Origin of the sequence: Alistipes shahii WAL 8301 (assembly GCF_025145845.1) — a bacterium.
Lineage (GTDB): Bacteria > Bacteroidota > Bacteroidia > Bacteroidales > Rikenellaceae > Alistipes > Alistipes shahii.
Window position 1 is genome coordinate 361,293 of record NZ_CP102253.1, and the last position, 25,413, is coordinate 386,705.

Sequence of the window (25,413 nt, forward strand, 5' to 3'; positions counted from 1 at the left end):
ACGGGTGCTGAAACGCCTCAAAAACAGGAAAACGCCACGCTATAGGTCAAAACGGGTGCCGATAGCGTGGCATTCTATTTGATTTTCAGTATATTTTGGCATTTGAAAATATAGAAATTGCATTATGAACAAAAAAATGCCCGACATGCAATTCCCCCATTGTAAAGAAGGACGGAAAACGCAAAAGCGTCCAACGATACAAGTGCATGGTTTGTGGACGCCGCTTCAGCGGCGGGCGTGATTTTACAAAAGAAGACATCTGGGAGATGTACCTGCACGGCAAGCAGACAATAGCCCAGATCAGTGAAACTACAGGTCTCAGTGCTTCGACCGTGACACGTCGGCTTGCCTCCATTTCGTTCAGCTGGGAACAGCCTAGGATCAAAGGAAGCGGTGTGATACATCTCGACGCCACGTATTTTGGGCGCAATACAGGAGTGCTGCTGGCTCTGGAAAGCGGAAGCGGCAGACTTCTTTACATGAAGCATATCGCCCACGAGCACATCAGTGATTACGAGGACGCTGTGAAACATATAGTAGGATGCGGGTATGCCATTCAGGGGATTGTCATTGATGGTTTTCAAAAGCTGTTTACCGTCCTTTCGGAATACAGAATACAGATGTGCCAGTTCCACATGGTGGCGATAATAAGAAGAAAACTGACCAAGAATCCGCAACTTGAGGCAGGAAAGGAGTTATTGGATCTTGCATACCGTCTAAAAGACATGAATGAAAGTGCATTCGTCAGTGCATTTGAGAAATGGAAGAGGAAATGGCATGACTTCCTGAAAGAAAAGACGGTCAACGAGATTACCGGACGCACGATATATACCCATCAACGGCTCAGATCTGCCATGGTCAGCATATCGACCTACCTTCCTTTTTTGTTTACATACGAGAAAGTCAGAGGTATGCCCAACACAAACAATATGATCGAAGGCACATTCACCGACATGAAGAAAGCCTTGCGGAATCATCCGGGAATGATTGAGGAAAACCGCAAGCGGATGATGAACGGGTTTTTCTTGGCATATGCCAAATTGCATAATGAAAAAGGAGACAACCGCTAAGGCCATCTCCTGAATCGCATTATGCATATTGGACGGCTTTATTCCTGGCGGAGGTGCTCCCCAGCAGAGCTCCGTTACGCTTTAAGCCGCAATGCAAAATAACAAAATACAGATGAATCCACCAAAAACGGGTGCCATTTTCAGCACCCGTTTTGACCTATAGAGCGAAAGCGCTCGCATCAAATATGTGTTCAAAAGTTTTGAATGGTCATATCATACTGACAGACACCAGTATTACAACGATTTTAGCACCCGAAATGACCTATACGCCAAATTCATTGGGATTCATTTAATCCAAACCGGAATTGGATTCGATTTACCAAATGCCACAATGATAAGGTCGCTGATAGATTTATTGAGAAACTTGCAATCCGAGGAGGATTGTAGGCTTTTCTTGGAAAATATCAGGTGGCATGGTGTTCCGGTTTGTCCTCATTGTGGCAGTAAGTCGGAAGAACATTACAAACTGACCAATGGCGGTGTATTCCGAGGGCTATACAAATGCAAGGATTGCCGGGAACGATTTACCGTAACGGTAGGAACCATGTTCGAGGGTTCGCATATTCCTTTGCAGAAATGGTTTATAGCGATATACGTATTCTTGGCTCATAAGAAAGGCATAAGCAGTACCCAATTGCATAAAGATATTGCAGTTACGCAGAAAACTGCTTGGTTTATGTTGAGTCGGATACGTTATAGCATCAGATATAATGCGGATATTGACTTTGGCGATATTACGCAGGTCGATGAAACGTATATCGGAGGCAAGAACAAGAATCGGAATGCAGGCAAACGGTTGAAGAATACAAGAGGCCGTAGTCTTAAATTGAAAGCACCTGTAATGGGTCTGTTATCCGATGGAAAAGTCTATGTAGAGCCTATTCCGAAAGCCAGCAAATGGATATTGCATGGTGTGATAAATTCACTTGTGCCGAAAGGAACTACTGTTGTTACCGACGGCTGGTATGGCTACAAGGGTTTGTCGGAAAATTATGTGCATAAAGTAGTAGACCACCATAGAGGAGAATATGTCAAAGGCGGTTATCATACAAATTCGATTGAAGGTTTTTGGAGCCAACTGAAACGTGGCATAATAGGAGTTTATCATTTGGTTACTCGGAAACATTTGGAATTGTACTGCGATGAATTTGCATACCGATATAATACGAGGAATTTGACGGATGGGGAAAGATTCAGCCAATTCCTGTCCTTTGCCAAAAACCGATTAAGATACCAGATGTTGATATTGTAATTGTCAATGTGCATATATACATATACCAAACAAAAACATAGAATGATATGAATGTAACGACACTTTGGTATTGGGCACAGAATGCAGCCAAGACGAAAAAAACTGTGGATGTAATTATTGTCGGAACAAAGGGCACGATTGTAAAAACTGGAAAACACGGTAAAATTGACCCAGTAGGGACGGATGAAATTGACCCGGTAAAAACGGCTTAAATTGACCACCTTAAAACGGTCGAAAGTGATCCATCTAAAACGGAGCAAGCTGCCCCAGTCAGTAATTTGAGTAAAAAGTAGTTGTTCAGAGGTTTAAAAGGAGTTGGATTTTGTTAGCTTGACTATCAAAAGCAAACCAAAATCCAGAGACTATGCCTAACAGACCTTTGAAAATGAATAAATTACGCACGATCATTCGATTGTACACCGATCGCGTTGGTTTAAGGGCTATCGCCGAGATGGCCCGCACTTCGCGCAACACGGTAAAAAAGTATGTCAACAAGTGGAACACCCTCAGCCTTACCTATAAGGAGTTCCTTTCCAAGAGCGATGCCGAGCTTTACGCTCTGTTCTGCATCGAGGAGACTCCGGTGGAGTCCAATCCCCGTATAGACGCCCTTGAGGCTTTTCTTCCTTCTGCCAGCAAAGAGATGGGGCGTAAGGGTATGACCAGCCACAAGCAATGGGAGCGTTATCGCGCAGCCCATCCGGACGGTTACAGTCTGACGCAGTTCCGTGTCGCCTTGCGTCGCTACGAACGCATCAGCAACCCGTCGATGCGTATGGAGCATAAGGCAGGGGATAAGTTGTTCGTGGACTATACGGGCAGCAAGCTGTGGATCTACCCTCCGGGTGAACAACCCCGCGAAGTGGAGGTGTTCGTGGCGATCCTGGGATGCAGTCTGCTGACCTATGTGGAAGCTGTCGAGAGTCAGCGCAAGGAAGACTTTATCTCGGCCTGCGAGAACGCCTTTTATTATTATGGCGGCGTACCCAAAGCTATCGTTCCGGATAACCTGAAGAGCGCGGTTACGAAAGCCAGCCGTTATGAAGCGATTCTGAACACGGAGTTCGAGCGGTTCGGCGAACACTATGGCGTGACGGTATATCCTACCCGGGCCCGCAGTCCCAAGGATAAGGCCCATGTCGAGAATGCGGTTAAGCTTACCTACAAGGATATCTTTACTGTCATCGAGCCGTTACACTGTCCCGATCTGCGGTCACTTAACATAGCTATCCGTGCGGCTCTTGAGAAACATAACAACCAGAACCGTCCGCGGCGCAACTACTCCCGTCGGGATTACTTCGAGGATGTAGAACAGGAAGCTCTCGGGCCTCTGAACCCGATCCGTTACCAGATGAAGAAGCATATCGTCACTACGGTCGATAAATACGGTTATGCGCGCCTACACGAAGACATCCACTACTACAGCGTTCCACACACCTACATCGGCAAGAAAGTACAGTTGTCCTATACGGTGGCCGACGTGGAGATCCGCTACAACTACGACATCATAGCCCATCATACCCGCGACCGCCATAACTACCGCTACACTACCGTTACCGAACACCTTTGTCCAAAGCATCGCGCGGTGATGGAGTGGTCGCCGGAGCGGTTCCTCCAGCAGGCTGCCGCCATACATGAAGACGTGGAGCATTATATCCGCAGGATACTGGAGAAGACCCGCTATCAGGATCAGGCCAACAAGATATGTTCGGGCATCCTGAACTTCGCCCGTAAAGTGGGGCCCGACCGTCTGGCAGCGGCCTGCCGACTGGCCGACAGTTACGGCAAGTACAGTTTCCGGGAGATACAGGATATACTTCAGAATAAATCCGAGGCGATAGACCTTCCGGAGGAGCCTGCCGATATGCCTGAACACGAGAACATCAGAGGCAAAGAGTACTATAAATAAATACTTAATCCATAAAACTATGAACAATCAGACATTAGAGAAACTGCGCCAGATGCGCCTCTTTGGTATGCACGACGCTTTTAAGACCTCGCTGGAGAACACTATCAAAGAGAAGATGACCCAGGACCAGTTCGTATCGCACCTGGTTCACAGTGAATGGGACAACCGCAAGAACCGAGCTGTTGAACGGGCTGTCAGAGCCGCCCAGTTCCGTTACAACGCCACCCTGGATGATGTCGACTATACCTTCGAGCGGGGTCTCGACCGTAATCAGGTCGAGCGGCTTGCCGCTATGGAGTTCGTGCGCGACCACAAAGACCTTATCATTACCGGACCGACAGGAACGGGCAAGAGTTATCTGGCCACCGCGCTCGGCTATAAGGCCTGCCAGGACGGTTTCCGAGTAATGTATGCAAGCACGGCCAAACTAATGAGCCAGCTCAAAATATCCAAGGCCAAAGGCACGATACTGGCCGACCTGAAGCGTATCGAACGCGTAGACCTGATGATCCTGGACGACTTCTGCATGCAGCCGCTCGACGCCCAATCGCGCGGCATACTGATGGACATCATCGAAGACCGGCATCAAAGGCGCTCGACCATGATAACCTCGCAGATCCCCGTAAAGGACTGGTACGACGTGATCGGCGAGAAAACCATCGCCGACGCCGTACTCGACCGCATCGTACACCACTCGCTGCGCGTTGAACTGTTCGGCGAGTCGATAAGGAAAAGAAAATCTAAATCTGAAAATGCCTATGGATAGACGCCTGCAGCTGCAAAACTACTCTTTTGTTCTTTTAGAACAAATAGTTATATTTGCAGTGTTGGTCGACACAATCCCGACCGTTTTATGGGCGAGAACTAAGTGGGGTTCTCGCATAAAATCGGGACGAAAGACCTACAAAAAAAAGTTGTTTAACCCGGGCAAAATCATATCCTTTTAGACCCTAATCCGGACAACAACTTTGAACTCTTTTTACGCTTCAACTTTTGGGGGTCATCTTCCTCCGTTTTTTAGGGGTCACTTTAACCGTTTTTTCCATAAAAACGACCGTACAACCGAAATGATTGCTGAAATTCCGATTTTGCAATATCATCTGAAATGACTACTTTTAATGTCGATTTATACAAACCTTAAAAAACGCAGTTATGATTAAAAAGATGATTTGCATTGCGGTATGTGCTTGGATGTGTGCATCCTGCGAGAAAAATGACGGGGGGGGGATTTGATGAGCCGGTAGAACCACCTATTGAAAAGCCGGAAGAACCGACTACTCCGCCGTTGACCGAAGATTTAAGAACAATTAAAATCGAAGAAAACATTATGGCAGTAGTTGGTACAAATGGTTGGAATGCCATTGCATATGGTAATGGAAAATACGTAGCTGTTGGTGCGAATGGATATGTAACAACGTCAACCGATGGCGTGAATTGGACAACGCCGAAACAAATAGCAGGTTCTTCTTATACATGGAATGGAATTATATATGCGAATGGAAAATTTGTTGTCTGTGGCCAATATAGTTATATCGCAGTATCCACTGATGGTACAAATTGGACAACTTATAAAGTAGATTCCTCTGCTACATATAATTGGGCTGATATTGCATACGGTAATAGTAAATTCGTAGTGGTTGGTAGTAGTGGCCGTATATCAACCTCCGCCAATGGGACAAGTTGGACAACGCCGAAATGGTTTGATTCAAGTCACGGTTTGTTGTCAATTGCGTATGGCAATGGCAGGTTTGTTACAATGGGCAATGGTAGTACATATATTGGAGTGTCTACTGATGGTACAACTTGGTCAAAATATGCAGTACCGTCGAGTATGCTTATAGGATATGGAATGGCGTTTGGCAATGGTAAATTCGTATGTAGTAGTTCTAACGGGCATATTTTTACATCCAATGATGGACAAACTTGGACAAAATTCACCACAGATGTTAATGGTAATTGGATGGATGTCATATATAATGGTGAAATGTTTATTGCTGTCGGCCGTTCTTGGAATAATAGTTATTCCAAATATGTTAATATGATAACAACATCAATAGATGGTGAAACATGGACACCCACAGAAATAGTTAAAGATGAAAATGGAGGCATTATAACAACTGTTCCAAGTGGAATAATTGCTGTGCCAGCAAAATAGCCAGTTTTAATGGTGGAATATATAAGAAGCGACCTAATGATTTGGGTCGCTTTTATTGTATAAATACTTAAAATTCTTACTTTTGCATATAGATCATCGTATGCTTAGGTTGGTACATTAAAGTATATAGATGTCTATTTTAAATGTTCAGGGAATAATCCCTGAACATTTATATCTTTGTAATAAATTAAAGACAAGTAACTTACAAATGCCATGAAAAAGATTGCTTTCATATTTGCGATTACACTAATTAGCATATCATGCGACCCGAAGAAATGGGTGGCTACACATGCAACTTCATGGTATGCAAAAAACAATACCGATCAGATTCTAATTATTACTACGTCACCGTTCATTGATACTGATGCTGTTGTTGACCCCGGAGATTCGGTATTAGTTCATAGCTTCAATCCGTTTCAATATTTAGGAGAACCCACTTTTGACACATTTTACGATGCGTGGAACGGTAAGCCGGAACAAGAATGGTGTATAAGTATCTGTTCCAAAGATGGCCAATTACTGAAAATATGGAAATATATAGACCGGAACGCAGAGGGCAGACAATTCTTCAATGAATCTTTTTGGCGGCTATATACGAAAAAATATAGTCATAGCGATCAATTAAACTTCTCGTGGGTTTTTAATATTCTCCCGGAGGACATTGCTCTTTTGTAGCTCCTCCGTTGATGACGCACACTTCACATTAGCAACAGGCCGGAATAAATGTTCCGGCCTGTTCATTTAGCGTGATATAGTCCTTTTACGCCGTGGCTTTCGCTTGCGCGAAAGGTTGCGGCGCATGGCTTCGAACTCCTCCTGCGACATGGGACCGTCCTCGGTGATCTGTCCCAGCAGGTCGCCCGCGGCAAGGAACAGGCTTTCGCCGATGCCGTGGGGTGCAGGCTGCGCCGGGTGCGGCTGCGGGGATAATCCGCGCGGTTCCGTGCGGATCTTCTCCGTCTGCCGCGGAGGTGTCGGGGCGGGCTTCGGCGGCTGTTCCGCCGCCGGAGCTGCGGGCGGCACGGCATGCGGCCGTGCGGTTGTTTCGGGCCGTTGCGCTTCGGGTTTCTGCGGCGTCTGCTGGCGAAGCGTTGCCGGAGCTGGAGCCGGGGCCGAGAGTTTCGGCAGCAGCGATGCCCGGTCCGCACGGGGATTATTGAACAACTCCTGAAATACATTCGCCGAATAACTCTTACCGAGCCGGGAGCCGTTCAGCACGGTTTTCGTCCGGTGGTCTACGAACGTCGCGCCCGTGATACGGCCTGCGGCGTTTTGCCGGAAAACGGCGTCGATGCCGTCGGCTTTCAGCAGGCGCACGAACTCGTCTTGCGTCCGGGCGCGGTGCATGGCGCGGGCCACGGTTCCACGAATGGGACCCTTAATTTGCTCGGATTTGATGTCGGCGTCGTTTCTGGCGATCTGCTTTTGCAGGAACTTGTAGCCGCCTTTGGGGGTCAGGGCCGAGGATTTGATCGGTGTGCCGACCCACTTGCCCTGTTCGTCGGTCGCGGTGTAGACGATGCCGTTCCACCGCTTGCCGTCGGCTTCGCCCTTGCGTTCCTCCAGATCGACATTATAGAGGTTCAGCAGGGTTCGGAACTCGGTGATCGAGCCGAACCTATATTGCTCGGCCAGAAGCCACACGGTGGACTTCATCTGCTGTTTGAGGTTGTCGCGTCCGTACTCGACCCGGCGGGCCGTGTCGAACTCCCGCTGCTCATCGCCTTTGACGGCGGGCCGCAAGCCGTATCTGCGTTCGATGGATTGCAACGCATCCACGGAACGGCGGCGTTCGAAATTATGGTCGAGTTTACGACCATATTCATCAATCCGCACCGATACGATATGTATATGCTCGCGGTCGATGTCGCGGTGTTTGAATACATAGTAGGGCTGGTCGCCGAAGCCCATGCGCTCCATGTACTCGCGGGCAATCTCCGTAAGTTGGGCATCGGTCAGACAGTCGGTGATGGCTGGATTCAGCGATACGTGGAATACGGGATTTTTTGTGCGGCGATTTACGGCCAGATAGGGCGCGAAACTTTGCATTGCATCCGTGAGGTTGAAACGGTCGGGGCGCTCCATATCTATTACCCGATTGCATAGCAGCAGATCGGCTTCCCCGCAGTTCACCTTGTCGGCGTTGTATTTTAAAACGCCTGATAAGTTGCTGCCGGAGGTTATTCGTGCGACCATTTGGATTTCAATTCACGGGTAAGGTCGATAACCTGCTGTTCAAGAGCGGTTAGTTCGCGTGTAGACTTTTCCAGCCGTGACAATAAAGCCACGGCCCGGCGGTCGTTGAAATTGGTGTGGATAGCTTTGACGGTCTGATTGTAATTGACCCCGACGGCCCGGATTTGCGCAAGAACGGAGGTTAGGCGGGCATAGTAATCCTGCGCGGTTTTGTCAATTTTGACAACGTGAAAGGTTCAGCCGAAAATACGACCGACGATGAATTTCGATTTGTTCGGTTCCCCGGCTTTAAGCATCATGTTTTCGAATTGCATCTGCTGTTGTTCGTCCAAACGGAACGTGTGGCGGTAAATCTTCCCTCCCGCCAATAGGGTTTCTTTCTTGGGCTTTGCCATGTTTAAAAAAATCTAAGGTTTATGCGACTTGGGAGCATAACCTACTCGGACTTCCGGTTTTAACTTTTCGTCGGACAAACCGCAGTTTGTCGGACAAAAGTACATCTTGCTATTTGCTCTACGCAAATAAAATCCGTCCCCACGGGACAAAAAGGAGTTGCCGCGGGCAACGACTTTCCATCCTAAAACCTGTATACCGAATTGGTAATCCTCCCGCTGCAAAGGTAAGGACTTTTTCGGCTCGTGGTACGGGCCAATTAGGGCGAACGAGGTAGAACGAGGGCGTAAAGGGTATCTTTTCGAGGATTTCACCCTTTTATTTGTGCCGGGTTCTGGCAGTAATAGCATTAAAATATTGCAAGGCATAGGGTCGAGCAAGACGCAAGAGCCGGAAAGATGCCGGGTTCTGTGAGACGCAGGGTCGGGCAGGATGCAAGAGCCGGAAAGATGCCGGGTTCTGTGAGACGCAGGGGCGGGCAGGATGCAAGAGCCGGAAAGATGCCGGGTTCTGTGAGACGCAGGGTCGGGCAAGATGCAAGAGCCGGAAAGATGCCGGGTTCTGTGAGACGCAGGGTCGGGCAGGATGCAAGAGCCGGAAAGATGCCGGGTTCTGTGAGACGCAGGGGCGGGCAAGATGCAAGAGCCGGAAAGATGCCGGGTTTTGTAAGACGCAGGGTCGGGCAAGACGTAAGAGCCGGAAAGATGCCGGGTTTTGTAAGACGCAGGGTCAGGCAAGACGCAAGAGCCGAAAAGATGCCGGGGCGGGAAGATTCAGAAACGGCTAAAACGTGAAACAAACAGAATTTAACCAAAATAAAATTATGGACAAGAAACCTATTTCTATTTCATTCGCCAACCAAAAAGGCGGCATTGGAAAATCGACCCTTACGATTCTGGCCGCTTCTTGGCTGCGTTACGTTCGGGGCCTGAATGTGCTGGTCGTGGATTGCGACTTTCCACAAAACAGTATCGTCGAATTGCGGGAGCGCGAAAAAAAGGCTGTTATGAAAAACGATGCCTACAAGCTCATGCTCCAGCGACAATTCGAACGGCTCCAAAAGAAAGCCTACCCGGTGATCCGCTCAACGCCGGAAAACGCAGAGAACGACGTGCAGGTATTCCTCACCAGCGAATCGGAACCCTATGACGTGGTGCTTTATGATCTGCCGGGCACTATGGGCACAAAGGGCGTAATCTATACGATTTCGTTGCTGAACTATCTCTTTATCCCTATGCGGGCCGACCGTCTTGTGATGCAAAGTACGCTGAACTTCGCACAGACGGTTTACGATAAATTCGTCGGAAACCCGGCCACGAACATTCAAGAGGTATTTCTGTTCTGGAACATGGAGGACCGCCGCGAAAAGACCAACATCTATGACCTCTACGAAAGGATGCTGGGAACGCTCGATATGAAAGTTTACACGTCGCGGATTCAAATGCGTTCGAAGTTCAGCCGGGAGTTGGCTGACACGGACGGCACGGTGTACCGCTCGACGCTATTTCGCTCGGACGGGACTTTCCTCCGCGAAAGCGGTATGGCCGCTCTGATGGATGAAATATGTACTACAATCGGCATATAAGCTATGGCAAAGAAAAAAGGACGCTATGAGCCGATTGACGAGGATATGATTCGCAACCTGATCGGCGGAGTGGATGCACCGCCGCGGTTGGTTCCGAAACAAGTGCCAACGGCTCCCCCACCGGAAACTCCCCCACCGGAAATTCAGACGGAATCCCAAATCACACGGTCCGTTAGGCAATCCGAAACAAACACAGGACATAATAAAGGTAAAGATCGCGGAAACGAATACAAACGTACTTTCTTGTGTCCTCAAAACTGCTTACCGGACACCTCTTGCCGGATAAAACGGAGTACACGGGAAAAATTGGCATGGATTGTCCGGATGCTCGGACCTAATGATATGTCCGTGAAAGCCTATGTAAATAATATTTTGGACAATCATCTGGAACAATACCGGGACGAGATAAACGAACTAATTGAAACCACAAAAAAATTTAAGTTATGACGAAAAAACACATGAACAAACGAATGCGGCGGGGACTGCTGCGAATCGCCTTTTTCACGGGACGCAAAGAGAAGCGTCCGCCCGATACGCGGGACGAGGGCTGTACCTGCGTCCGGATGCAGGTGGAACACAACGTCCCGGAATATGCTGCGAAATTCCTACGTCCGCACAACCTGAAAAACCGGGTTTCGGTCTACATGGAGCGAGAGGTGCGGGATGCCTTGCAGGTTATCGTGAAGCGTATCGGCGGCAGGGAACTTACCACCGCCGGATATATCGACAATATCCTGCGTGAACACCTGGAAGCGCACAAGTCGGACATTAACGAAATCAGCCGCCGCCATGCCGATATACTTTAAGGCAATGCTTGCCTGCTGACTGCTTTATTCGGTCTATCTGTTTTTAGACCGCTACGTGTACCGGGGACGTTTGAACTACCTGCTTTTCGGGCGTCGGGTGGAAAAGGTGAAACGCTGGCTGCATCGTATTACCGCCCCTCCCGCTCCGGCGGCGAAGCCGGAACCGGAACCGGAAGCCGGGCCGACGGAAGATATTGCGTTACACCGGAGTTATCAGTACGATCCGCCGCCTGCAACTGAACCGGAACCGACACCGCCTCCGGAGCCTGCGAAACCACCGGAAGCGGAAGCGCCGCCGACTGCGACCCCGGAAGCTGACGCTCCGGATGATTCGGCTCCTGCCGTTTCGCACCCGACACCGCCTCCGGAGGGCGACAATTACAACGAGGACGAGGAATATATGCGGCACATGGCAAATACGGACGAGGGGCCGCAGCCGGGGGCTGTCGATGCTGACGACCTGCTGGTTCTGCTCTCGGTTTTCTCGAAAGGCAAGAGTGCCACGCCGCAGGAGATCGCCACGGCACGGCGGGCCATGCGGGCCGTTTCGGGTTCGCAGATCGAGCAGTCGATTTTAGACCAGTTGAACGGCAAAGACGGCTATGTTGCGGTCATGCTCGACATGATTACAAAGGACCTGCACGCGGAGGACGATACACCCCCGCGGGAGAATAAAAAATCTGACCGGGCTTTTCGTCTGGAAGATTTTGTATAACGGATGTCTAACTTAAACCAAATGCCTATGAGAAAGGATTTTTTTGATTCCGGCTGACGACGGAAGTGCCGTTTATGAACGGCGAAAATACGTCAGATAACATTTTCCATAATTCGCTGCCGGCCGTCATGGGCGGTCGGCAGTTTTTCACCGAAACGAAAACAAATTATCTATGAAAAGTAAAAACAGAAAATTTATGAATACTCCGCTTAATCCGGCCCGGCCTCCGTACCGCAAACGTCTTACCGCTCTGTTCTTCGCGGCTTGGGGCATGCTGTGAACGTTGGCAGCTTCGGCGCAGACGGGCGACGGCTCGGCGGGCATCCGTCAGGCTGCGCAAATGGTAAACGGCTACTTCGAACCTGCCGTGAAGCTGATTTACGCAATCGGGGCCGTCGTGGGGCTGATCGGGGCCGTAAAGGTCTACGGCAAATTCTCGTCCGGCGACCCGGACACGGCAAAAACCTGTGCCAGTTGGATGGGTGCGTGCGTCTTTCTGATCGTCTGCGCTACGGTCTTAAAATCATTTTTCGGCACAACGTATTAGTATATGGCAACATTCGAAATTCATAAGGGCGTGGATGCGCCCGTCGAATTTAAGGGGCTGAAAAGTCAGTACTTGTTCATCTGTGCCGGGGGCCTGATCGGGTCCTTTCTGCTGCTCGTCATTCTGTATATGAGCGGCGTGGGACAATTAACCTGTCTGTTCGTCGGGGGTGCGCTGTGCGGCGGTACGGTGATGCTCACTTACCGCCTGAATGAGAAATACGGGACCTACGGGCTTATGAAAGCATTGGCCGTAAAACTGCATCCCCGCCGTATCACCAACCGCCGCCGCGTGCAGCGCCTAATCCGCATGGGCCATGTATAGCACGCTGAAAACTACCACGCTGGAGCGGAAATTTCCGCTGCTGGCCGTCGAACAGGGCTGCATCGTCAGCAAGGAAGCCGACATTACAGTAGCGTTTCGTGTCGAATTGCCGGAACTGTTCACCGTTACAGGAGAGGATTACGAAGCCATGCACGCGACATGAGCAAAGGCAATCCGTGTGCTGCCGGATTTTACGGTCGTGCATAAACAGGACTGGTTTATCTCCGAGCGGTATGTACCCCAGATTTCGGAGGACATGAGTTTTTTAAGCCGCAGCTATGAACGGCATTTCAACGAACGTCCGTACCTGAATCACACCTGCTACCTGTTCATCACCAAAACCACACGGGAGCGCACGCGGCAACAATCTACGTTCAACACCCTCTGCCGGGGCTACCTGACCCCGAAAGAGGTGCGGGATAAGGATGCCGTGGGGCTGTTTCTGGATGCCGTGAGCCAGGCGGAAAGCATCATCAACGAAAGCGGGCTTTTCAAGGTCGAACGGCTCACGGAAGCGGAGATCGTCGGCACGGCGGAAAAGGCCGGGATTCTGGAAAAGTACTTCGCACTCACGCAGGACGACACGGCCACGTTGCAGGACATGCGGCTGGACCCCGGACGGATGCAGGTCGGCGACAATACGCTGTGCCTGCACACGCTCTCGGATTTGGACGACCTGCCGCAAAAGGTTTCGACGGACAGCCGTTTCGAACGGCTCTCGACGGACCGAAGCGACTGCCGCCTGTCGTTCGCGGCTCCGGTGGGTCTGCTGCTGTCGTGCGACCATATCTACAACCAGTACGTGCGACAAGAGGTCGTGTAAGTAATTGTTTAACAATCAAATGAAGTAACAAATATCATTCAGATCAGATTAAACCTATTGTTCCGTCAATAGTAGCCTACGGTCACGTGCGTCGCTCAAAAGGCGGGGTGCGAAGCTGGCCGGACAAAGTAGCCCTTCCGCAAGGAGAAGCCCGAACCGCGAGGGAACGGCAACTGCTCTTAGCACAAAAGAGTCGGGGAGCGAGGCTGGGCGGTATGGTTAGCACAAGCGAACTGTTATAAGCGTCGTAATGTACGAACAAGCCAAAGTTGCTGAGAGGCTTGAACCAAAAGGTAACGCAGTCGGATAACCCTTTGTATTGTGGGGTTACACGGACAAAGCACTGCCGGCGCAACGGACAGAACCTAACCCGCTCATTTGTTACTTACGCGAAACTTGGTAAACCCGTATCTCTCCTGCCTTCGGGCAGGTAAGCCGACCGCAAGGAAAGCCGAATGAGGTGCGGGTATGGGAACGCAGAAAAAGCGAATGCCGTCCTGTAACGGGGCGGATAGGAGTTTCAACGTCACTCCGCCGCGAAAGCGGGCAGACTTCTGCGAGGTGACTCTTTACAAGAAACTATGTAGAACTTTCTAAAAGAAGGAATGCAAATGAACGAGATTAATTTATCGTGTGCGCCTGCTGACCGTAGGCAGTGGAACAACTGGACCGACATTGATTGGGCCGGATGCGAAGCTGCGGTTCAGAAGCTGCAAGGACGTATTGTAAAGGCTCAGAAAGAGGGTCGTCCGGGCAAGGTAAAAGCCCTGCAATGGACATTGACCCACTCGTTTTACGCCAAAGCGTTGGCGGTCAAACGAGTTACCTCTAACAAAGGTAAGAACACGGCGGGAGTGGATAAAGTTCTCTGGACTACTCCCAACGCAAAAATGGGTGCTGTCGCCGATCTGAAAAGACGTGGCTACAACCCGCAACCGTTACGAAGGGTACATATCAAGAAGAGTAACGGCAAACTCCGTCCGTTAGGAATACCCACAATGAAAGACAGGGCCATGCAGGCATTATACCTCATGGCTCTGAACCCGGTAGCAGAAACTACCGCCGACAGACACTCTTACGGCTTCCGTAGGGAAAGGTGTACGGTCGATGCGATAGTACAATGCCATACGATACTTTCAAAAGAGGTATCTCCGCAATGGATACTCGAGGGAGACATCAAAGGTTGTTTCGACCACATCAGCCACCAGTGGCTACTCGACAATATCCCTACGGATAAGGTCATGCTCTGTAAATGGCTGGAAAGTGGATTCGTATTCAACCGGCAACTGTTTCCCACCGAGGAAGGTGCGCCGCAGGGCGGTATCATATCGCCGACACTCGCGAATATGGCACTCGACGGCCTGCAAGCAATGCTTGCAGAGAATTTCAAACTGAGACGTACCAAAATGGGATATTTCAATCCTATGGTGAATCTGGTACGATATGCAGACGATTTTATAATTACCTGTTCCGACAGGGAAACACTGGAAACACTTGTCAGACCTGCAGTCAGTGAGTTTCTTCAAGCACGGGGGCTTACCCTATCAGAAGAAAAGACGAAGATTACTCATATCGACGAAGGATTTGATTTTCTGGGTTTCAATGTTAGGAAATATAAAGGTACGCTGCTTATCAAGCCGTCAAAGAAGAATGTTAAGGAATTCCTCGCCAAGATTAAAGCCATTATTCGTAAGAATCAGGCCATCAGGCAGGATAAACTTATCGGACTTCTGAACCCCGTCATAACCGGTTGGGGCAACTATTACAAGGGTTGCGTAGCCGCCAAAACCTTCAAGAACGCAGACGCACAAATCTTCTACAAACTGTGGGCGTGGGCATTACGCCGCCACCGCCACAAGGGTAAGAAGTGGGTTTACAACAGGTATTTTCTGTCGAAGAAAGGCCGGGCGTGGACATTCGGTACGATGCTGAAGAACAACGGGAAACCATTTCCGTACACACTGAAGTATCTATCCGATATTGATACGAAGACCAAGCCTATCAAAATCCGCAGCAAAGCCAACCCATTCGACCCGGAATGGCGACCATACTTTGAGATGCGTAACAGGATGAAAATGTTAAGCTCTCTCAAAGGCAAACAGGGCTTTCTCAGAATGTGGGAGAAACAAAATCAGCGTTGTCCGTTGTGCGGCGAGATAATCGACGCGGATAAAATCTGGACTATTGCGGAGTTATCCGACAAGTCCGGCAAATCCAAAATCATCGCCCATGACAGATGCAGTCGTACACTTACCCGTAAAATTAGAGCTTATGAGCCGGTTTCATAATAGAAACTTTGAGTTGCTTGAGCCGTATGATGCGAAAGTATCACGTACGGTTCTTAGAGGGGAAGGGAGCAGTAATGCTCCCGACCTACTCGACATTTTTCTGGACAATCCTGCCGAAACATTCCAGCAGTTCGAGAAACGTACCCGGAACCTGCAATCGCTCTCGCGGTATAGCCGCGCCAATCAGATCAACAAGGAATGGCTCGATCAGTTTTTGAACGAGGGACATAGCCGGGGTCTTACGCCCGTGCGGTGTCATTGTAATGTCTTGGCGTGGTCGGACGATGCGGAGCAGTTGAAACGCATTAAGGCAGATGTGGGGTCGCAGCTTGCGACGATGGAGTGTAAGCCGCGGCATAACACGGTCGATGTTCCGGCGCTGTTCTGGGCGGGTATTCCCGGCAATGAAAGCGACTTCCCGGCAGAGGAAAGTTTCTATACCTACCTGGAACAAGCCCTGTGCTTTTTCGTGGAGGAAACGAATTACCGGGATTCGCCGTCGCCGTTCGGAATAAAAATGGTGGACCGGATTACGGGTAAACCCCTGCATCTGGACATATCCGACGAGCCGATGAAACGGGGTGTAATCTGCAACAGGAATCGTATCGTCATTTCAGGATCGGGAGGTGGCAAATCTTTCTTTGTCAATCACTTGGTTCGTCAGTACTACGAACAGGGCACACACGTTGTCCTGGTCGATGTGGGAAACAGCTACAAAGGGCTGTGTGCATTAATCAACCATCGCACGGGCGGTCAGGACGGAATTTATTTTACCTATACCGAGGACAATCCGATCAGTTTCAACCCGTTTTTCAGCGACGATAATATCTACGACGTTGAGAAGCGCGAAAGTATCAAGACGCTGATTCTTACCCTGTGGAAACGGGACAACGAACCCCCGCGCCGCTCCGAGGAAGTCGCGCTGTCGAACGCTGTGAGCCTGTATATTCAGCAAATTCAGAACCGTGACGACCTGCGCCCGTCGTTCGACACGTTCTATGAATTTATCGACAAGGAGTATCGCGGATTGCTCGAACGCAAGCGGGTTCGGGAAAAGGATTTCGACATCGAGAATTTCCTGAACGTCTTGGAACCCTACTATAAGGGCGGCGAATACGATTACCTGCTCAACTCGGAACAGAACATCGACCTGCTGAACAAACGCTTTATCGTGTTCGAACTGGACAATATCAAGGATCACCCGATACTGTTGCCCGTTACGACGCTGATTATCATGGAGTGTTTTATTTCCAAAATGCGACGGCTGCAAGGCGTTCGCAAACTGATCGTGATCGAAGAATGTTGGAAAGCCCTGACAAGCGCATCTATGAGCCAGTACATCAAGTATTTATTCAAAACGATTCGCAAATTTTTCGGCGAAATCCTCGTCGTAACACAAGAGATCGACGATATTGTTTCCTCGCCGATTGTAAAGGAGGCGATCATCAACAACTCCGACACGAAAATCCTGCTGGACATGCGCAAGTACATGAATAAGTTCGACGCAATCCAAAACCTGCTGGGGCTGACCGATAAGGAGAAATCGCAAATCTTGTCTATCAACCTTGCGAACGACCCGAAGCGCAAGTATAAGGAGGTCTGGATAGGAATGGGCGGCGTTCAGTCTGCGGTCTACGCTACGGAGGTCAGCGCGGCCGAGTACTACACCTACACCACGGAAGAAAGGGAGAAAATGGAATTGTTCACGCTCACCGACAAGCTGGACGGGGACATCGAACTGGCGATCAAACAACTCGCCGAAAACAAAGAAAAACACGAACCTAAAAATTAAAATTATGTTTAAGAGTAAGAAAAAAAGAGCAATCGAATCGGCCATAGAACATCTTTCGGCGACGCTTCGCCATGCTGCCGAAAGCCTTGCCGCCGTCGCCGACGACGTGCGGGTGAGCCGTGCGGAAATCCGCCGGGATTACATCTGCGGCGGTTGGACGACCCCGGACCTGAACCGGGGACTTATCATCTCCAAGCTGCCGGAGGGGTACAATGCGGCGATTTATACGCCGCCGCTGAACCGCAAACGGACGCGCCTGATGCGGGTCTTCGTCCGCGTGGACGGCGACGTGCTGAAAGCTTGCTACGACGGTGTGGAGCATACGATCACCACGAACCCGCTGCATGACAGCATTACCTTTCCCGGCTACGGGACATTCCTGCGGGACGATCAAATTTTCGGATAGCCATGCGCAGAATCCTATTATCACTTCTCTCCGCGCTGCTCCTGTCGGGAGTGGCGCGGGCGCAGATTCCGGTGACGGATGCGGCCAACATTACACAAAGCATTGTCAATTCCGTTACGGAGCTGGTGCAGACTTCGACCACGGCGGAGAATATGATCGGCAACTTCAAGGAAACCATGAAAATCTACCGTCAGGGCAAGGAGTATTACGACCGCCTGCGGGACGTTACGAACCTTGTCCGGGACGCCCGTAAGGTGCAGCAGTCCATTCTACTGGTCGGGGAACTCTCGGACATCTACGTCACCAGTTACGACAAAATGCTCACGGACGACAATTTTTCGTCGCAGGAACTTTCGGCCATTGCCGCGGGGTATAATAAACTTATGGAACGGGGCATGAACTCCCTGAAAGACCTGAAAGAAATCGTCAATCCTACGGATTACTCCATGACCGACAAGGAACGGCTGGACCGTATCGACCAGGCGCACGGCGAACTCACGCACACGCGCGATCTGATGGTCTACTACACGCGAAAGAACATTTCCGTTTCGTACCTGCGTTCGCAGCGGAAAAACGACACGCAGCGGGTGCTGGATTTGTACGGTTCAGCGGACGAAAAATATTGGTAGCTATGGTAATGCCTTTATCTGACGGGATGGATATTCATTTCACCAGCCTGCACAAAATCCTACGGAACCTGTACGACCAGATGACGCCTATTACGGACGATATTGCCACGTTCGCTACGGCCGTCGCCGGGCTGGGTGCGCTGCTCTATATCTGCTACCGGGTCTGGCAGGCCCTTGCGCGGGCCGAAGCTATCGACGTATTCAGTCTGCTGCGGCCGTTCGTTATCGGCTTGTGCATTATCTCTTTCCGGCCCATCGTTATCAACTCGATCAACGGGATATTAAAACCGTTTGTCGTCGGCACGAACCAGATTCTAAAAGATCAACTGCTGGATATGAAAGAACTTCAAAAGAAGAAAGACCGTTTGGAATGGGAGGAAGCTGTACGCCGCAAGACATACGGCGTTATCGACCCAAACGAGGATTACGACGCGGAATTGCGGGCGCTGGGGCTGGATGTTCCGACGCAAAGTGTCATGGATGCGCTGTATGAGGTAACGCATATTTTCAGTACGAAATATTGGGTGCTTCAATTTTTCCGGTGGCTGTTGGAAATCCTGTTCGGGGCTGCGGCATTGGTGATCGACACGCTGCGGACTTTCTATTTGGTGATTCTAACGATTTTGGGGCCGATTGCCTTTGCAATCAGTATTTACGACGGCTTCCAATCTACGCTGACCTATTGGCTCTCGCGGTACATTTCGATTTACCTGTGGCTGCCTATTGCCGACCTGTTCAGCGCCATGCTTGCGAAGATTCAGGTTTTGTCGCTCGACCGGGACATCGAATTGATCGGCGAACACTCGTTCCTGCCGGATTCGGCAAACTCGGTCTACCTGATTTTCCTGCTTATCTCGATAATCGGCTATTTCACGATTCCGACCGTTGCAAGCTGGATTGTGCAGTCCACGGGAGCCGGAGCGTACAACAAAAAGATTTCGGGTGCTGGCAATACCGTTACCAACGTCGCGGCCGGAGCCGCCGGAGCCGCCACGGGCAATGTGTCCGGGGGACTGATGAAATAATAACACTTGTAAAACATGGAATTTAAAGCATTAAAAAACATCGAAACAGCCTACCAGCAGTTACGTCGTTATTCGATGGCGTTTCTGGGGTTGTGTGCCCTGATTACGGTCGTCGCCGTATGGAGGTCGTACAGCTTCGCTGAAAAGCAGCGTCAGAAGATTTACGTGCTGGACAACGGCAAAAGCCTGATGCTGGCCCTATCGCAGGACCTTTGGCAAAACCGCCCCGTCGAAGCCCGCGAGCATGTCAAACGGTTTCACGAACTGTTCTTCACGCTCGCCCCGGATAAGGCGGCCATCGAAAGCAACGTCAACCGTGCCATGATGCTGGCCGACAAGTCGGCGATTGCGTACTACCGGGACCTCTCGGAAAAGGGGTTCTTCAATCGCCTGATCGCGGGCAACGTCAGCCAGCGCATCGTGGTAGACAGCATCGCCGGGAACTTCAATGACTATCCCTATGAACTTCGAACCTATGCCCGGCAGCAGATCATCCGCGAAAGCTATATCACCGAGCGCAGCCTTGTCACCTCGTGCCAGCTTATCAACACCGTTCGTTCGGACAACAACCCGCAGGGTTTCATTATCGAGCGGTTCATGGTATTGGAGAATAAAGACCTCGGACGCTATGAAAGGTAGGCATTGTATCACGACCCTTGCCGGGGCGAAAGACCGGGCGTTGGGGCGTCTGAAGAACTATCTGGAGCAACGCACCCCGCGCCAGCGGTTGTATATCGTCCTTACTGCGCTGCTGCTGTTCGCAGCCGTGGATATATGGATGATCGTCAGCAGCCTTTCGGGGCACTCCGAACCGCTGCCTGCGGAACACATCGAAGTATCAGTACCATTAAAACCGTAAACTATGTTAGGTAAGACCAAGAATCCGGGCGGACAATCCGCCCCGCAGAAAAATAAATATCTCGTCATTGCGCTGCTGTGCCTGCCGTTCGTGCTGTGCCTGTACCTGATCTTCGGCGGCAGCGGGGAGCAAGCCCCCGCCACGGTCGGCGGGTTGAATTTCAACATCCCGGACGGCCGGACACAGAATATCGAGGGCAACAAGCAGAAAGCGATGGAGCGCGAGCAGATGAACGAACAGCACGACGCCCGTGTGCGGACGCTGGCCGAAAGTACTTTCTCGCTGTCGGGCGATACGGTGCAGGCCCCGAAGCGTGAACAGGCCCAGCCCGACCAGATCGCGCAGTCGCGCAACACCTACCGGGACCTGACGCGGGAAATGAACTCGTTTTATGCCACGCCACGGCCCGACCCGCAGATCGCGGCTTTGAAAAAGCAGGTCGCGGAACTCTCCGCCGAACTGGAACAGTCACGCAAAAAGCCCGACCCGCTGGACTACATGGAACGCAGCTATGCCCTTGCGTCCAAGTATCTGGGCGGCCAGCCGCAGGCGCAACCGCAACCGGGGACGACCTCCGAGAAGTCGAAAGACCGCGCGGCATGAGCGCACCGCACGGCGGACGGAACAGTTTCGGGATTGTCGCAGCCTGTGAGCGATTCGGCGTTCATGGCGCAATACGGCAAGCCCCGCAACTACGGATTCAACACCGCCGTCGGAGAGGGTGTCGCGGAGAACCGCAACGCAATCCGCGCGGCTATTGACGCCGATCAGGTCATAACGGCGGGGGCCGTTGTCCGGCTGCGGCTGCTGGAGCCGATGCAGGTTGCACGCTATGTCCTGCCGACCAATACGGTCGTGTTCGGCGTGGCGGCCATCGAGGGGCAGCGGCTTTCTATCACCGTGAGAAGTATCGAAAGCGGGGGCAGCATCATCCCCGTACAACTCACGGCGCACGACACGGACGGACAACCGGGGCTTAATATCCCGAACTCGTTAGAGCGCGAAGCGGCCAAAGAAGCCGTGGCAAGCGTCGGTTCGTCGGGCATATCGAGCATATCGGTTACGCACAACGCCGGGCAGCAGGCCGCAATGGACCTTGTGCGGGGTGCAATGTCCGCGGGCAGCCAATACCTGAACGCAAAGATGCGGGAAGTAAAAATCAACCTCAAAGCAGGTTATCAGCTATTATTAATTTCAAAAGAGTAAAGCAAACATGAAAAATCTTATTATGACATTCGCGGCAGCCGTGGGCCTGTCGCTTGGCAGCTTCGCACAAAGTGTAAGCACCGAATCAAAAGCATTCCGCTCCAGCCAGATCGTCGCACCTTACGACATCGAAGTAACGTATAACAAAACCGTGCATGTCCTGTTCCCGGCGGCTGTGCAGTATGTCGATCTGGGCAGCAACGACATCATCGCGGGCCGTGCCAGCGGCGCGGAAAATGTCGTGCGCATCAAATCCGCCGTCGCGGGATTTCCGGGCGAAACGAATTTCTCGGTCATAACCGCCGACGGGTGTTTCTACACGTTCAATGTAACCTACGCCGACGAGCCGGGGCAGCTATCCGTGGAAATGGACGATTGGCTGCGCAAGAACCCTACGGCGGAGTATGCCAACGACCGCCTGTTCGTCAGGCTCTCGGAGTTGGGCGGCGAAACACCCGTGCTGGTAAATCGAATCATGTATTCTATCTACAAGAAAAACGCTGCGGACATTAAGTCCGTCGGCTCCAAACAGTTCGGGATTCAAACCCTCCTGAAAGGGGTCTACATTCACAAGGACCTCATGTATTTCCATATCGCCGTGCGTAACATGTCGAATGTGTCCTACGACATAGATTTCATCCGCTTTAAGGTTGTGGATAAGAAAGTCGCCAAACGAACCGCTGTTCAGGAAACCTATGTGAATCCGGTGCGGGTGTTCAGCCAGCAGAACACCGTGGACGGAAAAGCAACCGTTCGCAACGTGTTCGTGTTCCCGAAAATGACGCTCCCGGACGACAAGGTGCTGACGGTCGAAATCTTCGAAAAGGGCGGCGGACGGCATCAGTCGTTCAACATCGCCAACGGGGAACTGATCGGGGCGAAACTCATTAACGACCTGAAAACCCGGTAGTCATGCGAAAGTACATCATCATAGCACTCGCGGCGGTGTGCCTTTTCGGGCTGTGGCCCGGCCAGGCACACGCGCAGCGGGGGCTTCCCAAACAAAAGGGAATCCAAATCACGGCGGGCTGGGTGGACGGTTTTTCGTTCGTGAAAGCCGGACGGCGGGCCAACTTCTACGGTAGTGTTGCGTTCTCCAGATACAACCGCAATTCGACGCGCTGGCTCCTGGGGCTGGAATATCTGCAAAAGGATTACACCTACCGGGGCGAGGTCGTGCCCAAAGCGCAGTTCACGGGCGAAGCCGGATATTTCGTTCCGCTTGCAGCAGACCGGGGCCGAAACGTCGTGCTGTCGGTGGGGTTCTCGGCGCTGACCGGGTACGAATCTTCGAATTGGGGCAACAAACTGCTGCATGACGGGGCGCGGCTCCGGGATGCCGATTGTTTCCTGTACGGCGGGGCGCTTACGGCCGAAGTCGAAACCTATCTGTGCGATAAGGTCGTGTTCTTGGTGAGCGTCCGGGAGCGGGTGCTGGCCGGGTCCACGGTCGGGACCTTTCACACGCAGATCGGGTTCGGGTTCAAATTCATCATCAATTAACCGCGCATGAATCTACTGGAATTATTTTCAGGCATCGGGGGTTTCTCGCTGGGGCTTCGGCAAGCGGGATTTACCTTTGATAAGGTCTATTTTTCGGAGATAGACCGTCATGCCGTTGCTAACTTCAAACACAATTTTCCACATGCACAACACGTCGGATCAGTCTGCGACATTACAGGAACTTCCATTGAACGTCCCGATATTATCACTTTCGGATCGCCTTGCCAGAATTTCAGCGCTGCTGGAAACGGCCTTGGATTGCAAGGAGCAGAAAGTTCACTCATACGGTACGCGATTAAGGCCATTGACTACTTTAGACCTGACATTTTTATCTGGGAAAATGTTAAGGGCGTCCTCTTCGAACGACATTGCCGGGATTTTTGGGCTATCGTCAAGGCCCTTGCCGACATTGGGGTTTATCAGATCGAATGGCAACTGCTTAATACTGCATGGATATTACCCCAAAATCGGGAGAGAATCTACCTTGTCGGGCGTCTTGCAGAAAAATGCCGGGACAAAGTATTTCCTGTCTGCGAAAGCGTTTTCTCGCCTGAAAAGGAATCTGGAAACAACAGGGAAAGCAAAGATTGTTGTGGTACGCTTATAAAAACCTATGGCCGGACTGCGAATTGGGTTACCTACGTATTGCAGCTCCAACGGGGAGAACAATTCGACGGCAAGCTCCGGGCGATCCACGAGGGACAGTTGCGGCTGCTGACCGAAACGGAGTGCGAACGGTTGCAGGGCTTTCCGGACGGTTTTACGCGCTATGGCGTCTATGACGGAGAGGTGCGGGAGATTTCCCGCACGCAGCGGTATTCGTTGCTGGGAAATGCTGTCAGCCCGCCTATTGTAGAAAGGGTGGCTGCGAGAATCAAACAAACGACATTGTTGTAATTTATTATCTCAATTTATGAAAGAAGCAACAAGAAAAACAATGTTTTCATCCGTTCGGATGGACTGGGCTACGCCTATGGATTTTTTCAATGCGCTCGACGCGGAATTTCACTTCACACTTGATCCTTGTGCAAGTCCTGAAAATGCAAAGTGCAAGAAATACTATACAGAGCGGACAAACGGATTATTACAGAGCTGAAAGGGCGAAACGGTGTTTTGTAATCCTCCTTACGGCCGTAATATCGCGGCGTGGGTTATCAAGTGCTGGCAGGAAGCGAAACAACCGGGAACAATTGTCGTAATGCTGATTCCGGCCCGCACGGATACGCGCTATTTTCACGATTTTATTTACCACCAGGCAACAGAAATACGGTTTATTAAGGGCCGTCTGAAATTCGGAGGTCAGAATAATCCCGCACCGTTTCCGAGCATGGTAGTAGTTTTCAAGGGATATAATAAATAAAATGAACAGTTATGCGAAAAATAAAAATCTGCGGCATTTTTGCCGCGCTGCTGTCGCTGTTCTCGTGTAACGATAAGATCGACGTGCAGCAAGCCTATGATTTCGGTATAACGACCTGGTATCTTCAAAAAACGATCAAACCGGGCCAACCCGTCGAAATACGGTTCTATCTGACCCGTGAGGGGTATTATGCCGATGCGGAGTTCTCAATCGGCTATGTTCAGATCGAAGGTGACGGCGTGGTGTATGATACCGGAAACTCACGGCTTATAAATCGGGAGTTCTGTGCCTTGCAGGAAATATCCGACCTGCAGGACGGGGTTTTCACGCTCTATTACCGGAGCCTGTCGGACAAAAATTCAACGCTGAAATTCATCGTCATGGATAACTTCGGCCAGACACGAGAATTGCAGATCGAATTTGAAAGTGAAATATAAGGGAAAAGGCGGCCGGTATGAAGTGCACCCCAAAGATTGGCCGGATTAATATTAATTTAGATAGCATGAGTTCGGTACTGCACCGGGCTCATGTTGTTTAAAGCCCTCTTTATTCGTTTGTTGCCCTTTGAAT

The 25,413-nt window shown here is 50.8% G+C and carries 26 protein-coding genes and 5 pseudogenes; 28 read left to right on the forward strand and 3 right to left on the reverse strand.

The genetic code is table 11. The features are described 5' to 3' along the window. Positions 1-131: 131 nt before the first annotated feature. The 7 genes and pseudogenes from NQ492_RS01560 to NQ492_RS01590 all read left to right on the forward strand — a co-directional run. A pseudogene (locus NQ492_RS01560) lies at positions 132-1,070 on the forward strand (IS256 family transposase, variant Zn-binding type); the annotation flags it as partial. Positions 1,071-1,401: 331 nt separating this feature from the next. Beyond that, positions 1,402-2,322 (forward strand): IS1595 family transposase, encoded by a 921-nt coding sequence (locus NQ492_RS01565; RefSeq protein WP_044054160.1) that lies wholly within the window; start codon positions 1,402-1,404, stop codon positions 2,320-2,322. Positions 2,323-2,369: 47 nt separating this feature from the next. After that, positions 2,370-2,534, forward strand: a complete 165-nt coding sequence (locus tag NQ492_RS01570; protein ID WP_259873597.1) for a hypothetical protein — start codon at positions 2,370-2,372, stop codon at positions 2,532-2,534. Between the two features lie 173 nt (positions 2,535-2,707). Continuing rightward, positions 2,708-4,231, forward strand: coding sequence for an IS21 family transposase (gene istA, locus NQ492_RS01575; protein ID WP_229032450.1), 1,524 nt, complete (start codon positions 2,708-2,710; stop codon positions 4,229-4,231). Between the two features lie 19 nt (positions 4,232-4,250). Then, positions 4,251-4,997: an IS21-like element helper ATPase IstB gene (gene istB, locus NQ492_RS01580; protein WP_015546380.1), complete on the forward strand. Its 747-nt coding sequence runs from the start codon at positions 4,251-4,253 to the stop codon at positions 4,995-4,997. 408 nt (positions 4,998-5,405) lie between these two features. Next, complete coding sequence (locus NQ492_RS01585) at positions 5,406-6,386, forward strand: sialidase family protein (RefSeq protein WP_172633806.1); 981 nt, start codon at positions 5,406-5,408, stop codon at positions 6,384-6,386. 213 nt (positions 6,387-6,599) lie between these two features. After that, positions 6,600-7,061, forward strand: coding sequence for a hypothetical protein (locus NQ492_RS01590; protein ID WP_015546378.1), 462 nt, complete (start codon positions 6,600-6,602; stop codon positions 7,059-7,061). Positions 7,062-7,127: 66 nt separating this feature from the next. Here the strand turns inward: NQ492_RS01590 and mobB are convergent, their stop codons facing one another. From mobB to NQ492_RS01600, 3 genes are read right to left on the reverse strand one after another with little or no spacing between them, the layout of a single operon-like run. Next, positions 7,128-8,582, reverse strand: coding sequence for a conjugal transfer protein MobB (mobB, locus tag NQ492_RS01595; RefSeq protein ID WP_015546377.1), 1,455 nt, complete (start codon positions 8,580-8,582; stop codon positions 7,128-7,130). Beyond that, positions 8,567-8,800, reverse strand: coding sequence for a plasmid mobilization protein (locus tag NQ492_RS16235; RefSeq protein WP_353505808.1), 234 nt, complete (start codon positions 8,798-8,800; stop codon positions 8,567-8,569). Before NQ492_RS16235 ends, mobB begins: the two co-directional genes overlap by 16 nt. Positions 8,801-8,818: 18 nt before the next feature. Beyond that, positions 8,819-8,977 (reverse strand): hypothetical protein, encoded by a 159-nt coding sequence (locus tag NQ492_RS01600; protein ID WP_015546376.1) that lies wholly within the window; start codon positions 8,975-8,977, stop codon positions 8,819-8,821. Positions 8,978-9,765: 788 nt separating this feature from the next. Between NQ492_RS01600 and NQ492_RS01605 the strand changes: the two genes are divergently transcribed. The 21 genes and pseudogenes from NQ492_RS01605 (at position 9,766) to NQ492_RS01700 (ending at position 25,280) form a co-directional block, all read left to right on the forward strand. Continuing rightward, positions 9,766-10,560: a ParA family protein gene (locus NQ492_RS01605; protein ID WP_231839866.1), complete on the forward strand. Its 795-nt coding sequence runs from the start codon at positions 9,766-9,768 to the stop codon at positions 10,558-10,560. A 3-nt stretch (positions 10,561-10,563) separates the two neighbouring features. Beyond that, positions 10,564-11,007: a DUF3408 domain-containing protein gene (locus NQ492_RS01610; RefSeq protein ID WP_015546374.1), complete on the forward strand. Its 444-nt coding sequence runs from the start codon at positions 10,564-10,566 to the stop codon at positions 11,005-11,007. After that, a complete protein-coding gene (locus NQ492_RS01615; RefSeq protein ID WP_015546373.1) occupies positions 11,004-11,366 on the forward strand; it encodes a DUF3408 domain-containing protein in 363 nt (120 codons plus the stop codon). The genes NQ492_RS01610 and NQ492_RS01615 overlap by 4 nt, the downstream gene beginning before the upstream one ends. 409 nt (positions 11,367-11,775) lie before the next feature. Beyond that, entirely contained in the window at positions 11,776-12,081 is a 306-nt protein-coding gene (locus tag NQ492_RS01620) for a hypothetical protein (RefSeq protein ID WP_259873602.1), read from the forward strand. A gap of 283 nt (positions 12,082-12,364) precedes the next feature. Beyond that, a complete protein-coding gene (locus tag NQ492_RS01625) occupies positions 12,365-12,628 on the forward strand; it encodes a DUF4134 domain-containing protein (RefSeq protein WP_050794757.1) in 264 nt (87 codons plus the stop codon). A 3-nt stretch (positions 12,629-12,631) separates the two neighbouring features. Next, the gene (locus NQ492_RS01630; protein ID WP_015546371.1) at positions 12,632-12,952 is read left to right on the forward strand and encodes a DUF4133 domain-containing protein; all 321 of its coding nucleotides are present in this window, start codon (positions 12,632-12,634) and stop codon (positions 12,950-12,952) included. Further along, positions 12,945-13,757: pseudogene (locus NQ492_RS01635) on the forward strand (TraG family conjugative transposon ATPase); the annotation flags it as partial. The gene NQ492_RS01630 and the pseudogene NQ492_RS01635, both read left to right, overlap by 8 nt. Positions 13,758-14,386: 629 nt before the next feature. After that, positions 14,387-16,063 carry a group II intron reverse transcriptase/maturase gene (ltrA, locus tag NQ492_RS01640; protein WP_259873416.1) on the forward strand — a complete coding sequence of 559 codons (1,677 nt, stop codon included), beginning with the start codon at positions 14,387-14,389 and terminating at the stop codon, positions 16,061-16,063. Positions 16,064-16,157: 94 nt separating this feature from the next. Beyond that, positions 16,158-17,855 (forward strand): annotated as a pseudogene (locus tag NQ492_RS01645) (TraG family conjugative transposon ATPase); the annotation flags it as partial. A gap of 4 nt (positions 17,856-17,859) precedes the next feature. Beyond that, a complete protein-coding gene (locus NQ492_RS01650) occupies positions 17,860-18,261 on the forward strand; it encodes a hypothetical protein (protein WP_015546369.1) in 402 nt (133 codons plus the stop codon). A 2-nt stretch (positions 18,262-18,263) separates the two neighbouring features. Then, positions 18,264-18,890, forward strand: a complete 627-nt coding sequence (locus tag NQ492_RS01655; protein ID WP_044054052.1) for a DUF4141 domain-containing protein — start codon at positions 18,264-18,266, stop codon at positions 18,888-18,890. 26 nt (positions 18,891-18,916) lie between these two features. Next, positions 18,917-19,915, forward strand: coding sequence for a conjugative transposon protein TraJ (gene traJ / locus NQ492_RS01660; protein ID WP_015546368.1), 999 nt, complete (start codon positions 18,917-18,919; stop codon positions 19,913-19,915). Between the two features lie 15 nt (positions 19,916-19,930). Then, positions 19,931-20,554 (forward strand): conjugative transposon protein TraK, encoded by a 624-nt coding sequence (traK, locus tag NQ492_RS01665; protein WP_015546367.1) that lies wholly within the window; start codon positions 19,931-19,933, stop codon positions 20,552-20,554. Then, positions 20,544-20,774 carry a TraL conjugative transposon family protein gene (locus NQ492_RS01670; protein WP_015546366.1) on the forward strand — a complete coding sequence of 77 codons (231 nt, stop codon included), beginning with the start codon at positions 20,544-20,546 and terminating at the stop codon, positions 20,772-20,774. The genes traK and NQ492_RS01670 overlap by 11 nt, the downstream gene beginning before the upstream one ends. A 3-nt stretch (positions 20,775-20,777) precedes the next feature. Next, the gene (locus tag NQ492_RS01675) at positions 20,778-21,377 is read left to right on the forward strand and encodes a hypothetical protein (RefSeq protein ID WP_015546365.1); all 600 of its coding nucleotides are present in this window, start codon (positions 20,778-20,780) and stop codon (positions 21,375-21,377) included. A 24-nt stretch (positions 21,378-21,401) separates the two neighbouring features. Beyond that, positions 21,402-21,980: pseudogene (gene traM, locus NQ492_RS01680) on the forward strand (conjugative transposon protein TraM); the annotation flags it as partial. 7 nt (positions 21,981-21,987) lie between these two features. Next, positions 21,988-22,890 (forward strand): conjugative transposon protein TraN, encoded by a 903-nt coding sequence (traN, locus tag NQ492_RS01685; protein WP_015546364.1) that lies wholly within the window; start codon positions 21,988-21,990, stop codon positions 22,888-22,890. Positions 22,891-22,892: 2 nt separating this feature from the next. Continuing rightward, on the forward strand, positions 22,893-23,483 hold the full coding sequence (locus NQ492_RS01690; protein ID WP_015546363.1) for a conjugal transfer protein TraO: 591 nt from the start codon (positions 22,893-22,895) through the stop codon (positions 23,481-23,483). Between the two features lie 6 nt (positions 23,484-23,489). Beyond that, positions 23,490-24,380 (forward strand): DNA cytosine methyltransferase, encoded by an 891-nt coding sequence (locus NQ492_RS01695; protein WP_015546362.1) that lies wholly within the window; start codon positions 23,490-23,492, stop codon positions 24,378-24,380. A gap of 58 nt (positions 24,381-24,438) precedes the next feature. Next, a pseudogene (locus NQ492_RS16240) lies at positions 24,439-24,843 on the forward strand (DNA N-6-adenine-methyltransferase). An 11-nt stretch (positions 24,844-24,854) separates the two neighbouring features. Beyond that, positions 24,855-25,280: a TraQ conjugal transfer family protein gene (locus tag NQ492_RS01700; protein WP_015546360.1), complete on the forward strand. Its 426-nt coding sequence runs from the start codon at positions 24,855-24,857 to the stop codon at positions 25,278-25,280. Positions 25,281-25,413 lie beyond the last annotated feature (133 nt).

What these genes read in the sequence shown, in the direction of transcription:
- NQ492_RS01565 (WP_044054160.1), top strand. Translation starts at nt 1,402, where the DNA reads ATGATAAGGTCGCTGATAGATTTATTGAGAAACTTGCAATCCGAGGAG.
- NQ492_RS01570 (WP_259873597.1), top strand. Translation starts at nt 2,370, where the DNA reads ATGAATGTAACGACACTTTGGTATTGGGCACAGAATGCAGCCAAGACG.
- istA (WP_229032450.1), top strand. Translation starts at nt 2,708, where the DNA reads ATGAATAAATTACGCACGATCATTCGATTGTACACCGATCGCGTTGGT.
- istB (WP_015546380.1), top strand. Translation starts at nt 4,251, where the DNA reads ATGAACAATCAGACATTAGAGAAACTGCGCCAGATGCGCCTCTTTGGT.
- NQ492_RS01590 (WP_015546378.1), top strand. Translation starts at nt 6,600, where the DNA reads ATGAAAAAGATTGCTTTCATATTTGCGATTACACTAATTAGCATATCA.
- mobB (WP_015546377.1), bottom strand. Translation starts at nt 8,582, where the DNA reads ATGGTCGCACGAATAACCTCCGGCAGCAACTTATCAGGCGTTTTAAAA.
- NQ492_RS01600 (WP_015546376.1), bottom strand. Translation starts at nt 8,977, where the DNA reads ATGGCAAAGCCCAAGAAAGAAACCCTATTGGCGGGAGGGAAGATTTAC.
- NQ492_RS01610 (WP_015546374.1), top strand. Translation starts at nt 10,564, where the DNA reads ATGGCAAAGAAAAAAGGACGCTATGAGCCGATTGACGAGGATATGATT.
- NQ492_RS01615 (WP_015546373.1), top strand. Translation starts at nt 11,004, where the DNA reads ATGACGAAAAAACACATGAACAAACGAATGCGGCGGGGACTGCTGCGA.
- NQ492_RS01620 (WP_259873602.1), top strand. Translation starts at nt 11,776, where the DNA reads ATGGCAAATACGGACGAGGGGCCGCAGCCGGGGGCTGTCGATGCTGAC.
- NQ492_RS01630 (WP_015546371.1), top strand. Translation starts at nt 12,632, where the DNA reads ATGGCAACATTCGAAATTCATAAGGGCGTGGATGCGCCCGTCGAATTT.
- ltrA (WP_259873416.1), top strand. Translation starts at nt 14,387, where the DNA reads ATGAACGAGATTAATTTATCGTGTGCGCCTGCTGACCGTAGGCAGTGG.
- NQ492_RS01650 (WP_015546369.1), top strand. Translation starts at nt 17,860, where the DNA reads ATGTTTAAGAGTAAGAAAAAAAGAGCAATCGAATCGGCCATAGAACAT.
- NQ492_RS01655 (WP_044054052.1), top strand. Translation starts at nt 18,264, where the DNA reads ATGCGCAGAATCCTATTATCACTTCTCTCCGCGCTGCTCCTGTCGGGA.
- traJ (WP_015546368.1), top strand. Translation starts at nt 18,917, where the DNA reads ATGGATATTCATTTCACCAGCCTGCACAAAATCCTACGGAACCTGTAC.
- traK (WP_015546367.1), top strand. Translation starts at nt 19,931, where the DNA reads ATGGAATTTAAAGCATTAAAAAACATCGAAACAGCCTACCAGCAGTTA.
- NQ492_RS01670 (WP_015546366.1), top strand. Translation starts at nt 20,544, where the DNA reads ATGAAAGGTAGGCATTGTATCACGACCCTTGCCGGGGCGAAAGACCGG.
- NQ492_RS01675 (WP_015546365.1), top strand. Translation starts at nt 20,778, where the DNA reads ATGTTAGGTAAGACCAAGAATCCGGGCGGACAATCCGCCCCGCAGAAA.
- traN (WP_015546364.1), top strand. Translation starts at nt 21,988, where the DNA reads ATGAAAAATCTTATTATGACATTCGCGGCAGCCGTGGGCCTGTCGCTT.
- NQ492_RS01690 (WP_015546363.1), top strand. Translation starts at nt 22,893, where the DNA reads ATGCGAAAGTACATCATCATAGCACTCGCGGCGGTGTGCCTTTTCGGG.
- NQ492_RS01695 (WP_015546362.1), top strand. Translation starts at nt 23,490, where the DNA reads ATGAATCTACTGGAATTATTTTCAGGCATCGGGGGTTTCTCGCTGGGG.
- NQ492_RS01700 (WP_015546360.1), top strand. Translation starts at nt 24,855, where the DNA reads ATGCGAAAAATAAAAATCTGCGGCATTTTTGCCGCGCTGCTGTCGCTG.